We start from the raw sequence: 12,540 nt of genomic DNA on the forward strand, positions 1-12,540 counted from the left end.
ATTTGCATGTTCAGCCTTACCCGCTACACCGCGCCGTGCCCCGAGCCGATCAACAGCCAGATCCTGCAGATGGTGGTGGACAACCTCACCGACATCAGCAGTGTGGCACTGCCGCCGAGCAACCTGCTCTACACCATCTACCAGTACGCCATTGGCTTTGAGGTGCACCTGTACCTGGAAGCGTTGGGTGGATCGAAGGGGATTGCGGTCGAGCTGGTCGTGGCGATGGAAGACGAACAGGTGATTGGCTTTTGCCTGTATTTACCGATGAAAGATGACCCTCAAGCGTGTGGTATCGCGTTCATGGCGGTGCAAGCCGGTTTTCGGCGCCAGGGCGTGGCGCGCGGAATGCTTCAGGACGTGCTGGCGCGCTATCCCCATGCCGAACTGGCATGTGCGGTGGAGAAGGTACCGGTGTTCGAAGCCATGGGTTTTCAAGTGCGAGCCGCGCGTGACACCCAGGTGCTGATGAACACCCGCGGCTACGCCAGCGATGGGCTGATGGGCGTGCTGGATGTAGCGTCTATCTACAGCTCGCTGGAGGTGCGGCAGATCCATACCTACCTGCTGCAAAAGCACGGCAAGCGCGCGATGGTGGATGCCGAGAAACAGCGCGATCGGCACCTGGATCAACTGGCGCGCAAGGTCCAGTTGTTTGTTGCGGGGCGCTAGCCTGGGCCGGGTTGGCTTTTTTTTGTGGCGAGCGGGTTTGCGCTAATGCCGTTCAGTTAAGCGTACATCGCCTTCTTTCTGTAGGAGCGAGCTTGCTCGCGAAGAACCTCAACGATAACGCGTGTTTCCTGAATCAACGCGGCGCCTGTGAGTTCTTCGCGAGCAAGCTCGCTCCTACAAAAAAGCCTTAACTGCGAAGCCAACATGGACCGCCTCGACGGTGCCGGCGCCGCTGCCGCCATCGAAGCCCGCGCCGTCACCGCCAGTGACTCCGCCGCCATCGTGCGCGCCAAGGCGGCCCTGGACAAACTCGACGTCGCCGAAGGCCTCGCCGAACTCGAAGGCGCTTCCGCCCGCGTCGCCGTTGACGAAAAACGCATGATCAACTGCCGCGCCGACCTCAACCAACTCGTGCCCTTCAAGTACGACTGGGCCTGGCAGAAGTACCTCGACGGCTGCGCCAACCACTGGATGCCGCAAGAGGTCAACATGACCGCCGACATCGCCCTGTGGAAAAACCCCGAAGGCCTGACCGACGACGAGCGCCGCATCGTCATGCGCAACCTCGGCTTCTTCTCCACTGCCGATTCGTTGGTCGCGAACAACCTGGTCCTGGCCGTGTACCGCCTGATCACCAACCCGGAGTGCCGCCAGTACATCCTGCGCCAGGCCTTCGAAGAAGCGATCCACACCCACGCTTACCAGTACTGCATCGAATCGTTGGCCATGGATGAAGGCGAGATCTTCAACATGTACCACGAGATCCCATCGGTGGCGAAAAAAGCCGCCTGGGGCCTGAAGTACACCCGTTCGATCTCCGATCCGAAGTTCGAAACCGGCACCGTCGACACCGACAAGGAACTGCTGCGCAACCTGGTCGCCTACTACTGCGTGCTGGAAGGCATCTTCTTCTACTGCGGCTTCACCCAGATCCTGTCCATGGGCCGCCGCAACAAAATGACCGGCGTCGCCGAGCAGTTCCAATACATCCTGCGCGACGAGTCGATGCACCTGAACTTCGGTATCGATGTGATCAACCAGATCAAAATCGAAAACCCACATTTGTGGGATGCCGAGATGAAGGAAGAAGCGACCCAGATGATCCTGCAAGGGACGCAGCTGGAGATCGAATATGCGCGCGATACCATGCCGCGCGGTGTGCTGGGTATGAACGCGGCGATGATGGAGGATTACCTCAAGTTCATCGCTAACCGTCGCCTGTCGCAGATTGGTTTGAAGGAAGAGTATCCAGGGACCACTAACCCGTTCCCGTGGATGAGCGAGATCATGGACTTGAAGAAAGAGAAGAATTTCTTTGAGACCCGGGTAATCGAGTACCAGACCGGCGGCGCGCTGAGCTGGGACTAAGCCCTACCCTGGGCCATGTTCAACTTGACGGAAACGCTGTCAAGAACCGTGAAATGTCGTACTCCAGTGGTGCGACATTTCACGCCAGGCTGTCGCGGTTACGAAGCGCATTCTGCATCTCGAGAGCCTGGTCGAGCGTGCGCTGCAGCTCGTCATCATTCCAGGGTTTGCTGATATAGCGGTAAACGTACCCATCGCTGATTGCCTGAGTAATCATGCTCATGTCGGCATAGCCGGTGAGCAGGATATTCACGCATTCTGGATTGCGCCTATACACCTCGCGGAGCAGAGTCGGACCGTCCATCAACGGCATGCGCGCATCGCAAACGATCAAGTCGATAGAGTGCTGTTCGAAAAGACTCAGTGCCTGCGCGCCATTAGTCGCCAACAGCAAGTCATAAGGTTTGCCACGCAACAGGCGCCGGAGGCTGTTGAGGATACTTTCTTCATCATCCACCAGCATGACGGTGTAGCGTTTTACGCAGGAAGTGGGGGCGTTCATGATCAGCGTCCTTCGGCGGCAGAAGTAGCGAGGGCCTGCACCTGGGGCTGGCGTAATGGTAACCACGCCCGGAAGCAACTTCCCCTACCCGGCTCACTCTCGACGGTGAGCCGTCCATGGTGCTTGACGATGATGCTATACGACAACGACAGGCCCAGGCCCGAGCCCATGCCCACCGGCTTGGTGGTGAAGAACGGTTCGAATATCCGGTTCTGGATCTCAAGGGGGATACCATGGCCGTTGTCGGCGATCTCAACGAACACACCGCCGTCCTCCCTGCCACTCCTGATGGTGATTTGGCCGTCGGCACCCACAGCATGGCTTGCGTTGATGAGCAAGTTCAGAAAGACCTGATTGATCTGTGAGCCCATGCATTCAATAGGCTCGATATCGCCGTAGCACTTGATCACCTGGGCCTTGAACTTGATCTCGTTCCAGATAACGTTAAGGGTGCTATCGAGCCCTTTGTGCAGATCGGCCAACTGCCATTCATAACTGTCGACATGGGAGAACTCACGCAGGTCCTTGACGATGCGAGTGACCCGGTCGAGACCGTCGACCGATTCCACAAGCAACTCGTCGATGTCCTGACGCATGAAGTCGTAATCCACCTTGTCACGCATCGCCGCCAGCTCGGGATGAGCATCGGCATGGCTTTCGTCACTCGCCTGCTCATAAGCCTCGAGCAGCGCGAAAATGTCCACGAGGTAACGACGCAGGCTGTTGACGTTGGAGCAGACAAAGCCGATCGGGTTATTGATCTCGTGGGCCACCCCCGCAGCCAGTTGCCCTATCGCCGCCATCTTCTCGGACTGCAGCAACTGCGCCTGCGCATCTTCGAGCCGCGCGATCAGCAGCGCCTGGGCGCCCTTTTCCTCTTCCAGCAGCTTGTTCAGGTGCGTCAGCTCGAGTTGACGGGCAGCGGTGTCGGTCGTATCACTGATGGCTAAGCCCACGCCCAGGCTGCTGCCATCGGCGTCTTGCACCGGGAAGAAAGTGCAATTCTGGTACATGTGCCGAACCAGTCCACTGATGGGCCGGGTGCTTTCGAAATTGAACAGGTGCGGCCGTTGCTGCCACGAAGTGAAAGCAAAGTTTTGCAGCGTGAGGACGCTGTTGATCTTCTGCCGGGTCCAGACCTCCGGTAGCTCAGGAAAGGCTTCGAACAGCGTACGGCCAACAAGTTCTTCGGCGCTGCGGCCGCTGTTGATGGACATGAAGTGGTTCGAGAACAGCACTTTGCAGTCCTTATCGACGAGCAGCACACCCATGTTGATGGCCGTGAGCATCGACTCAAGGGTTTCCCGGGAGATTGCCTTGCTGTCTGTCATGAGAGGTCCCTTCAAAGCTCGTCCAGCAAACGATCAATGGCCCGAACGACAACGCCTGCTGTACGTTCAGTGATGCAGATCAGCAAGTCGCAGGAGAATTGATGAGCCTCAACCTCGAAGCGGATTTCCAACACCATCGCAAGGTGTTCATTCAGGTTCAACTCATCCAGTGCGTTCGCTTCCTGATCCCTGTGGACGAGAATGGATGGCGCGTCATAGCTCACTTGAGTCGCCACCTGTTTTGCCAGGCCACTGATGCAAGCGCCGGTCAGAATGTTGGTGACATCGAGCATCAGCTCGTCCTGCTGGTCCAGACCGCCGCCCTTGTAGCCCAGCAGTTCGGCCAGTTCATCTGCCCCCATGCAGCCAAAGCACACGAACACTTCTCCGCGTAACTCCCCGAGGAAAGACTGGCGGGTGACGATCATGAAGCTTCGGCGCAGATGCTCCGGAATCGCCAGGTTATTCTGTTCCCGGATCAGCGGGTGAATAAAAGGAACCGAAAGCGTGACCATGGTATTGGTCAGCAGGGCCAGTCGCTCGGCCGCCTGCCCCATGGCGATATTCATCAGTTCCTGCAGGGCATCGCGTTGGTCTTCGGTGAGCTCGGCCAAGGTTTCCATCAAAGCACTCCTATGAGGTGTAAAGCTTCGAGTAGAGCTTCAGCCGTAACAGGCTTGGCCACAAAGGCAGCGGCGCCCAGGTTGAATACGAGTTGCCTGGCCCGGGGCTGGATGTCTGCGCTGATCACGACGACCACCACATTGGCGTCTTCGCGCTTGAGCGCCTCCAGGGTCTGGAAACCGTCCATGACGGGCATGGTGAGGTCGAGAAAAAGCAAATCGACCAAGCCCGCGTGATAGGCCTCCATCACCTCGGAGCCGTTACAGGCTTGGCGGACATCTTCGGTCAGTGATTCTGGCAGGGCACGCAAGACCAACTTGCGGGACATGGATGAGTCATCGGCGATTAGAACTTTCATGGTGCACTCCACATTTATGAAGTGTCCTACGGCTTCAGTCGCGGCCGAAGAAACTACGATTTCTTTTATTCTTTCAAGCACTCTAGCGTGACAAATAGCAAAGAGCCATCAGGAAATCCTGATATTGCGTGAGTGTTTTGCGATATAGCGTCGGCGATCAGTGATCTGGGACGTCCACCTTATATAGTGGCGAGCGGGCTTGCCCCGCGTTGGGCTGCGCAGCGGCCCCATTACAGGCGATGTGTTTTTAACTGACACACCGCAGTGCCCTGGTTTTGGGGGCCGCTGCGCAGCCCCACGCGGGGCAAGCCCGCTCGCCACAGCAAGCCCGCTCGCCACAACAGCCCGCTCGCCACAGGTGACTGTTTGCTCAGCCTTCCCACTTGCTCTGCGTTGTTCAGGAGGCCCAGGAAGCGACGCGCTCCGGCAGCAGGCCATACTGCTCAATCGCCCGCTGGCATACCCTCGGTTCCAGACTGCCCTGCTCTACCAACGCGGTCAGTGCAGCCAGCACAATGTGATGACGATCCACCTCAAAGAAATCGCGCAACGCCGCCCGTGTATCACTGCGTCCGAAACCATCGGTGCCGAGCACGGTGTAGCTGGAGTCCAGGTACGAACCGATCATCTGCGGCACCGCCCGCACATAGTCAGATACCGCCACCACCGGCGCGCCCGTGGGCAAGCAGTCTGCCAGGTGACTGGTGCGTGCGGCCTGCAGCGGATGCAGGCGATTCCAGCGTTCCACCTCGCGCGCCTCGCGGGCCAGTTCGCTGAAGCTGGTGACGCTGAACACTTCGCTCGCCACCTGCCAATCATCTGCCAGCAACTGCGCCGCCGCCTGGGCTTCGCGCAACAACGTGCCGGAGCCCAGCAGGCGTACTTGAGCGGCGCTGGCGCCTTCCAGGCGATACAAGCCCTTGATGATTGCGCCCTCCACGCCCTGGGGCAGAGTCGGTTGCGGGTAGTTTTCGTTCATCAGGGTCACGTAGTAGAACTCGTCTACGTCGTGTTCGAGCATCTGGCGCATGCCATGGTCGAGGATCACCGCAAACTCGCCGGCAAAGGCCGGATCGTAGGCGCGGCAATTGGGCACCGTGGCGGCGGTCAGGTGACTGCTGCCGTCCTGGTGCTGCAAGCCTTCACCGCCCAGGGTGGTACGCCCGGCGGTGGCGCCGAGCAGGAAGCCGCGGGCACGCTGGTCAGCGGCGGCCCAGATCAGGTCCCCCACACGCTGAAAGCCAAACATCGAGTAATAGATGTAGAAGGGCAACATGCGCAGGCCGTGAACAGAGTAGCTGGTGGCTGCCGCGACCCAGGAACTGATGGCACTGGCCTCGCTGATGCCCTCTTCGAGGATTTGCCCGTCGGTGGCTTCGCGGTAGCTGAGGATCGAGCCAATGTCTTCCGGCTCGTAGCGCTGGCCGACGCTGGAATAGATACCAATCTGCTTGAACAGGTTGGCCATGCCGAAGGTCCGCGCCTCATCGGCAACGATGGGCACGATGCGCGGGCCGAGGGCCTTGTCCTTGAGCAGGTTGGTCAGCATGCGCACGAAGGCCATGGTGGTGGACATTTCCTTGCCGTCGGCGGCCGTGGCAAAACCGGCGTACCCCATCACGGGAGGCACGGTAACCGGCGCGGCGAGCTGGCTGCGGCTGGGCACATAACCGCCCAGGGCCTGGCGCCGCTGGTGCAGGTAGCGCAGTTCAAGGCTGTCATCCGCCGGCTTGAAAAAACTCAGGGATTCGGCCTGCGCATCCGACAGGGGCAGTTGGAAGCGATTGCGAAAGGCGATCAGTGCTTCGCGATCGAGCTTCTTCTGTTGGTGGGTGGTCATCTTGCCCTGCCCGGCCTCGCCCATGCCGAAGCCCTTTTTGGTCTGGGCCAGGATCACCGTGGGTTTGCCCTTGACCCGACGCGCGGCGTGGTAGGCGGCGTGGATCTTGACCATGTCATGGCCGCCACGCTTGAGCCGGTCGATCTGTTCATCACTCATGCCCTCGACCAGAGCGGCCAGGGATGGGCTTTGGCCAAAAAAATGTTCGCGATTATAGGCGCCGTCCTTGGCCGCGAAGGTCTGGAATTGCCCGTCCACGGTGTGCGACAGGGTATCGACCAGCGCACCGTCGGCGTCGTTGGCGAGCAAGGCATCCCAGTCCGAGCCCCACACCAGCTTGATCACGTTCCAGCCCGCGCCACCGAACAAGGCCTCCAGCTCATCGATGATCCGCCCATTGCCGCGCACCGGGCCGTCGAGACGTTGCAGGTTGCAATTGACCACCCAGGTCAGGTTGTCGAGGCCTTCGCGGGCGGCCAGGGTCAGGGCCGACATGCTTTCCGGTTCGTCCATCTCGCCGTCGCCGAACACGCCCCACACATGGCGGTCGGTGGTGTCCTGCAAGCCGCGATGCTGCAGGTAGCGCATAAAGCGCGCCTGGAAAATCGAGCTGATCGGGCCAATGCCCATGGAACCGGTGGGAAATTGCCAGAAGTCCGGCATCAACCACGGATGAGGGTAACTGGAGAGCCCCCGCGCACCGGCCTTGGCCCCGCCGATTTCCTGGCGATAGTGAGCCAGGTCCTGTTCGCTCAGGCGCCCTTCAAGGAAAGCGCGCGCATAGATACCGGGAGCGGAATGAGGTTGATAGAACACCAGGTCGCCGCCAAACCCGTCGTTGCGTGCGCGGAAAAAGTGGTTGAAGCCCACTTCGAACAAATCCGCCGCACTGGCGTAGCTGGCGATATGGCCGCCGAGCTCGCCATAGGCCTGGTTGGCGCGCACGACCATGGCCAAGGCATTCCAGCGCACCAACGAGGCCAGGCGCTCCTCGGTGGCCAGGTCACCGGGAAATGCCGGCTGCTGGTCGACGCTGATGCTGTTGACATAGGGCGTGCCGTGGCGCGGTTTCCAATCGATGTGGGGGGCACGGCCTTCGCGGGCCAGCAGGTCAAGGATCTGCCGTGCACGCGCGGGGCCGGCGTTGGCCACCAGTGAGGCCAGGGCATCGCGCCATTCGCTCAGTTCTTCGTCGTCCACTGCGGTGTGATTCACTGCACTCGCGAAACCATTCATGGGCACCTCCGGGCTTTTTTCCAGTTTATGTCGGTGACGGAGGATTTTTTGCCTATTTTCAGGCGCTGCAGAGCGCATTTTGAGCATGAATCACTGCCAATCAGATTTTTCCCAGCACGTTGTGCTCCAGCGCCGTGTCCATCCCTCACAAAAAAACCGCAACTGTGTTTAAAATGCCGCCCGCTCAATGAATGACGCACAACGATGAACCCAGACGCACTCGCCACGCTGCATGCCCACCTGCTCACGGCCCTGGCCGATGCGCCCACGGAAACCCGCCGCCTGTTCCACGGCCGTGGCCGCTGCTGGCCGGGCCTGGAGCAACTGACGGTCGATTGGTTGCAAGGGGTGGTGCTGGTCGCGCTGTTCAAGGAACCGGAAACGGCGCAGCTGGATGCCTTGAAGCAGTGGTTGAGCACTTTCGAATGGGCGCGGTACGGCGTGCGCAGCGTCGCCTTGCAACACCGTTACCTGCCGCAAAGCACCACCGAATGGTTGTTCGGCGAAGCCGTCGACGCGTTGACGATCACCGAAGGCGGCCTGCGCTATTTGATCGACCTGGGGAAAAAACAGAACAGCGGTCTGTTCCTCGATATGCGCTACGGTCGCAATTGGGTGCGTGAGCAGGCCAAGGGCCAGCGGGTACTCAACCTGTTCGCCTACACCTGCGGTTTCTCCGTGGCCGCCATCGAAGGCGGTGCCGAGCATGTGGTGAACCTGGACATGGCCCGTGGCGCCCTCAGCCGTGGCCGCGACAACCATCGGCTGAACGGTCATGACCTGGGCAAAGTGACCTTCCTCGGCCACGACCTGTTCAAGTCCTGGGCCAAGGTGACGAATAGCGGCCCCTACGACCTGGTGATCATCGACCCGCCGTCCTTCCAGAAAGGCAGCTTCCTGTTGACCAAGGACTACCAGCGTGTGCTGCGCCGCCTGCCAGACTTGCTCACGGCACAGGGCACGGTGCTGGCATGCATGAACGATCCGGCGTTCGGCGAAGACTTCCTGATCGACAGCGTCACGCGCGAAGCACCGGGCCTGCGCTTTATCGAACGGCTGCAAAACCCGCCGGAATTTCCGGATATCGACGCGCAAAGTGGCCTGAAAGCGCTGGTGTTCCGCCAGGGCTGATGCTGAATCGTCCTACGCTTGCTACGCTAGGCAATACACCGGGGCGGTGAACCTTATCCCCCCCTTCCCGGTCGATACCTGCATTCCCTGGCCAGACTCGACGGTGTCACATCGTCGGCTGCCCCGTTTCACCTTTGGAGAACCGCCCGTGATATCGACCCTGCATGTAGCCAGACTGAAAGCCTGGGGCGCCCACGGCTTTACCGCCACCGGTGTGGTATTGGCCTTCCTGGCCACCCTGGCGCTGCTGGAAAACTCACCCAAGGCTTGCCTGCTATGGCTGGGCCTGGCGCTGGTGGTCGATGGCGTGGATGGCTCGCTGGCTCGCCGGGTGAATGTCAGCACGGTACTGCCCAGCTTTGACGGTTCGGTGTTGGACCTGGTGATCGACTACCTGACCTACGTATTTATCCCGGCACTGTTTATCTATCGCTATATCGACCTGCCGGACTTCACCCACTTGTTCACGGTGTCGGTGATCCTGGTGTCGTCGTTGTTCTGCTTCTGCAACGTGAACATGAAGAGCAAGGACAACTACTTCGTCGGCTTCCCGGCCGCGTGGAATGTGGTTGCCCTCTGCGTGTATATCATCCAGCCAGACGCCTGGGTGACCTTGTTGACCGTGATCGGCCTGGCGCTGCTGACCGTGACGCCGATGAAGTTTTTGCATCCGTTCCGGGTCAAGCGCTTCATGCCGATCAACATCGCGGTGACCACGATCTGGTTGCTGTGCAGCTTTTTGATGGTGGTGGATTACCCCAATACCAACCCGTGGACATTCGGCTTGTGGTCGCTGATGTCGGCGTATTTCCTCGGGATTTGCATCTGGCGCACGGCGCTGGAGTGGCTGGGCACGCACAAATAGCCAAGCAGGCACGGTAAAACATGTGGGAGGGAGGGGGCTGGCCCTCCCACATTTGGTTCTGCGTACCTCAGGCAGGTAAGATGGCGGCCCTTCGCACAGCGCTTTTGCTGCGCCCTGCCACCATTAAGCCCTGCCCAATGCCTTTCGAACTCAGCGTAGACCTCACCACCCTCGCCATTCTGGCCGTCGTGGCCTTTATCGCCGGCTTCATCGACGCCATCGCCGGCGGCGGTGGGTTGCTCACCACCCCGGCCCTGCTCACCGCGGGCATGCCGCCTCACCTGGTGTTGGGCACCAACAAGCTCAGTTCCACCTTCGGCTCAGCCACCGCCAGCTTCACCTTCTACCGACGCAAGCTGTTCCACCCGCGCCAATGGGTGCACGCCATCGTCGGCACCTTGGTCGGCGCACTGGCCGGGGCCGTGGTCGCCCACTACCTGCCCGCCGAAACCCTGAACAAGATGCTGCCGGTCATTGTCTTTGGCTGTGGCCTGTACCTGTTATTCGGTGGCACACCCAAGGCTGCGCTGGATGCCGATGCCCCGATCAAGAAGAAATGGCAAAGCACCCAAGGCTTTGGCCTGGGTTTCTATGATGGCGTAGCCGGGCCAGGTACGGGCGCGTTCTGGACCGTGAGCACAATGCTGCTGCACCCCATCGACCTGGTGAAGGCCAGCGGCGTGGCGCGCAGCATGAACTTCGTCAGCAACGCGGCGGCGCTGTCGGTGTTTATCTTCAACGGCTCGGTGGATTGGATCGTCGGCCTGGCCATGGGCATCTCGGTGATGTGCGGCGCATTCTTTGGCGCACGCAGCGCAATCAGCGGCGGCGCCAAATTCATTCGCCCGGTGTTTATCACCGTGGTCCTTGGCCTGACTGTACGCCTAGCCTGGCAGCACTGGTTCAGCGTGGCCTAAGCGACGCGCGACGTACAGGTCGATCAGGTAGCGCGCAATCGAGCGTGACGCCGGCAACGGCGGCAGGTCGTGGATGTTGAACCACTGCGCGTCCTCGATTTCGTCAGCCTGGGGCACGATATCGCCGCCGGCGTACTCGGCATGGAAGCCCAGCATCATCGAGTGAGGGAACGGCCAGCACTGGCTGCCCATGTACTGGATGTTGCGCACCTCCACCTGCACTTCTTCGCGCACTTCACGGATCAAGCAGTCTTCGGCCGACTCACCCGGTTCGGCAAACCCCGCCAACGTGCTGTACACCCCAGGCACAAAGCGTGGCGAACGCGCCAGCAGGATCTCATCACCGCGGGTCACCAGCACGATCATGCTTGGCGAGATACGCGGGTAGCTGCGCAGGTCACAGGCCTCACAGAACATCGCTCGCTCACGGGGCACCTGGACCATGGCCTGCCCGCAACTCCCGCAGAACCGGTGTTCCCGGGCCCAGGTACCGATCTGCGCGGCATAGCCCAACACTTTGTAAAGCCGGTGATCACCTTGCAACATGAAGCCGCGCAGGCCCTGCCAACTGCAGCCGGGGACCTCGCTGGCGGCGTTGAGCTCCAGCAGGTACACCGGCTCGCCGTCGAGGTGGCCGATACCGTGTTCGGCGAACACCGAAAGGTCTTGGCGCTTGAGCCATTCCCGTGGGAACAGCGGGCCGTTGGTGTCATGCAAAAAGCCGTCGCGGCTGCGGGCGACAGCCCAGCCACCGGGGGTTTGGTTGTCCAGCAGCGTAGTGGTAATCCAGCCTGGGGTCATGTCAGTCAATCCACGAATTCGGGTTTCTGCTTGCTCATATGGGCCGCGATGGCCACGCGCAGGTCGTTGGATTGCAACATAGCCGAGTTCCAGGTGGCAACGTATTCCAGGCCGTCATTGACCGTATGGTCACGCATGTAGCTGATCATGGCCTTGGTACCGGTCACGGCGATCGGCGATTTGGCGGCGATTTCATGGGCGATTTCCAGGACGCCGGCCAATAGGCTTTGCTGGTCGGCATACACGCGATTGACCAGGCCGATGCTGCGCGCTTCCTCGGCACTGAACGCGCGGCCGGTATAGGCCAGCTCACGCAGCATGCCGTCGCCGATAATGCGCGGCAGGCGTTGCAGGGTGCCGACGTCAGCGGCCATGCCGATGTCGATTTCCTTGATGGAGAATTGCGCGTCCTCGGCGGCGTAACGCATGTCGCAGGCGCTGATCAGGTCGATGGCCCCCCCAATGCAGTAACCCTGGATCGCCGCCAGCACCGGCTTGCGGCAGTTGTCGACGGCGTTGAACGAGGCTTGCAACTCAAGGATCTTGCGGCGCAGCAGGCGTGCGTTACGGCCCACGTCCTTGCCGAACGCATTGGCCACCGAGGCCAGCATCATCAGGTCGATACCGGACGAAAAGTGCTTGCCGGCACCGCTGAGTACCACGGCGCGCACGGCGTCGGTGTCTTCCACCCATTGGAAGATATCGATGATCTCGGTCCAGAACGCCGCGTTCATCGCGTTGATCTTTTCCGGGCGGTTGATCTGCACATGGGCAACGTTACCGATGAGTTCGACGACGAAAGCTTGGTATTCGGACATGGCAGTGATCCCTGGCTGGCGATTGAGAAAGGCCAGACTATAACAAGGGTGCACAAGGGCGCATCGGCCAAAAACAG

General features: G+C 60.4%; 11 protein-coding genes and 1 pseudogene. 5 read left to right on the top strand and 7 right to left on the bottom strand.

All coding sequences use genetic code 11. The features are described from left to right. Positions 1 to 6 precede the first annotated feature (6 nt). Together A7317_RS11985 and A7317_RS11990 are read left to right on the top strand one after the other, a co-directional pair. Positions 7 to 672: a GNAT family N-acetyltransferase gene (locus A7317_RS11985; RefSeq protein WP_024075176.1), complete on the top strand. Its 666-nt coding sequence runs from the start codon at positions 7 to 9 to the stop codon at positions 670 to 672. A gap of 204 nt (positions 673 to 876) precedes the next feature. Further along, a complete protein-coding gene (locus A7317_RS11990) occupies positions 877 to 2,040 on the top strand; it encodes a ribonucleotide-diphosphate reductase subunit beta (RefSeq protein WP_176718746.1) in 1,164 nt (387 codons plus the stop codon). An 85-nt stretch (positions 2,041 to 2,125) separates the two neighbouring features. Here the strand turns inward: A7317_RS11990 and A7317_RS11995 are convergent. The 5 genes and pseudogenes from A7317_RS11995 to mdeB form a co-directional block, all read right to left on the bottom strand. Further along, positions 2,126 to 2,542: pseudogene (locus A7317_RS11995) on the bottom strand (response regulator); the annotation flags it as partial. Between the two features lie 2 nt (positions 2,543 to 2,544). Further along, complete coding sequence (locus A7317_RS12000; protein WP_024075191.1) at positions 2,545 to 3,873, bottom strand: ATP-binding protein; 1,329 nt, start codon at positions 3,871 to 3,873, stop codon at positions 2,545 to 2,547. An 11-nt stretch (positions 3,874 to 3,884) separates the two neighbouring features. Next, positions 3,885 to 4,496, bottom strand: coding sequence for a chemotaxis protein CheC (locus A7317_RS12005; protein ID WP_024075190.1), 612 nt, complete (start codon positions 4,494 to 4,496; stop codon positions 3,885 to 3,887). Continuing rightward, positions 4,496 to 4,855 (bottom strand): response regulator, encoded by a 360-nt coding sequence (locus tag A7317_RS12010; RefSeq protein WP_024075189.1) that lies wholly within the window; start codon positions 4,853 to 4,855, stop codon positions 4,496 to 4,498. The genes A7317_RS12005 and A7317_RS12010 overlap by 1 nt, the downstream gene beginning before the upstream one ends. Before the next feature lie 397 nt (positions 4,856 to 5,252). Beyond that, complete coding sequence (gene mdeB / locus A7317_RS12015; protein WP_069075889.1) at positions 5,253 to 7,931, bottom strand: alpha-ketoglutarate dehydrogenase; 2,679 nt, start codon at positions 7,929 to 7,931, stop codon at positions 5,253 to 5,255. Between the two features lie 204 nt (positions 7,932 to 8,135). Between mdeB and A7317_RS12020 the strand changes: the two genes are divergently transcribed. The 3 genes from A7317_RS12020 (at position 8,136) to A7317_RS12030 (ending at position 10,844) form a co-directional block, all read left to right on the top strand. After that, complete coding sequence (locus A7317_RS12020; RefSeq protein ID WP_069075890.1) at positions 8,136 to 9,062, top strand: class I SAM-dependent methyltransferase; 927 nt, start codon at positions 8,136 to 8,138, stop codon at positions 9,060 to 9,062. 148 nt (positions 9,063 to 9,210) lie between these two features. Next, complete coding sequence (gene pcsA / locus A7317_RS12025) at positions 9,211 to 9,927, top strand: phosphatidylcholine synthase (protein WP_024075186.1); 717 nt, start codon at positions 9,211 to 9,213, stop codon at positions 9,925 to 9,927. A 137-nt stretch (positions 9,928 to 10,064) separates the two neighbouring features. After that, positions 10,065 to 10,844 (top strand): TSUP family transporter, encoded by a 780-nt coding sequence (locus A7317_RS12030; RefSeq protein WP_041161192.1) that lies wholly within the window; start codon positions 10,065 to 10,067, stop codon positions 10,842 to 10,844. Here A7317_RS12030 and nudC read toward each other — a convergent pair. Both nudC and A7317_RS12040 read right to left on the bottom strand, forming a co-directional pair. After that, positions 10,812 to 11,645, bottom strand: coding sequence for an NAD(+) diphosphatase (nudC, locus tag A7317_RS12035; protein WP_069075891.1), 834 nt, complete (start codon positions 11,643 to 11,645; stop codon positions 10,812 to 10,814). The two genes, A7317_RS12030 and nudC, sit on opposite strands and share 33 nt — an antisense overlap. A 5-nt stretch (positions 11,646 to 11,650) precedes the next feature. Next, on the bottom strand, positions 11,651 to 12,463 hold the full coding sequence (locus A7317_RS12040; protein WP_069075892.1) for a crotonase/enoyl-CoA hydratase family protein: 813 nt from the start codon (positions 12,461 to 12,463) through the stop codon (positions 11,651 to 11,653). Positions 12,464 to 12,540: the final 77 nt, after the last annotated feature.

This window comes from Pseudomonas fluorescens, from assembly GCF_001708445.1.
Classification (GTDB): Bacteria; Pseudomonadota; Gammaproteobacteria; order Pseudomonadales; family Pseudomonadaceae; genus Aquipseudomonas; species Aquipseudomonas gorinensis.

What these genes read in the sequence shown, in the direction of transcription:
- A7317_RS11985 (WP_024075176.1), top strand. Translation starts at nt 7, where the DNA reads ATGTTCAGCCTTACCCGCTACACCGCGCCGTGCCCCGAGCCGATCAAC.
- A7317_RS11990 (WP_176718746.1), top strand. Translation starts at nt 877, where the DNA reads ATGGACCGCCTCGACGGTGCCGGCGCCGCTGCCGCCATCGAAGCCCGC.
- A7317_RS12000 (WP_024075191.1), bottom strand. Translation starts at nt 3,873, where the DNA reads ATGACAGACAGCAAGGCAATCTCCCGGGAAACCCTTGAGTCGATGCTC.
- A7317_RS12005 (WP_024075190.1), bottom strand. Translation starts at nt 4,496, where the DNA reads ATGGAAACCTTGGCCGAGCTCACCGAAGACCAACGCGATGCCCTGCAG.
- A7317_RS12010 (WP_024075189.1), bottom strand. Translation starts at nt 4,855, where the DNA reads ATGAAAGTTCTAATCGCCGATGACTCATCCATGTCCCGCAAGTTGGTC.
- mdeB (WP_069075889.1), bottom strand. Translation starts at nt 7,931, where the DNA reads ATGAATGGTTTCGCGAGTGCAGTGAATCACACCGCAGTGGACGACGAA.
- A7317_RS12020 (WP_069075890.1), top strand. Translation starts at nt 8,136, where the DNA reads ATGAACCCAGACGCACTCGCCACGCTGCATGCCCACCTGCTCACGGCC.
- A7317_RS12030 (WP_041161192.1), top strand. Translation starts at nt 10,065, where the DNA reads ATGCCTTTCGAACTCAGCGTAGACCTCACCACCCTCGCCATTCTGGCC.
- nudC (WP_069075891.1), bottom strand. Translation starts at nt 11,645, where the DNA reads ATGACCCCAGGCTGGATTACCACTACGCTGCTGGACAACCAAACCCCC.
- A7317_RS12040 (WP_069075892.1), bottom strand. Translation starts at nt 12,463, where the DNA reads ATGTCCGAATACCAAGCTTTCGTCGTCGAACTCATCGGTAACGTTGCC.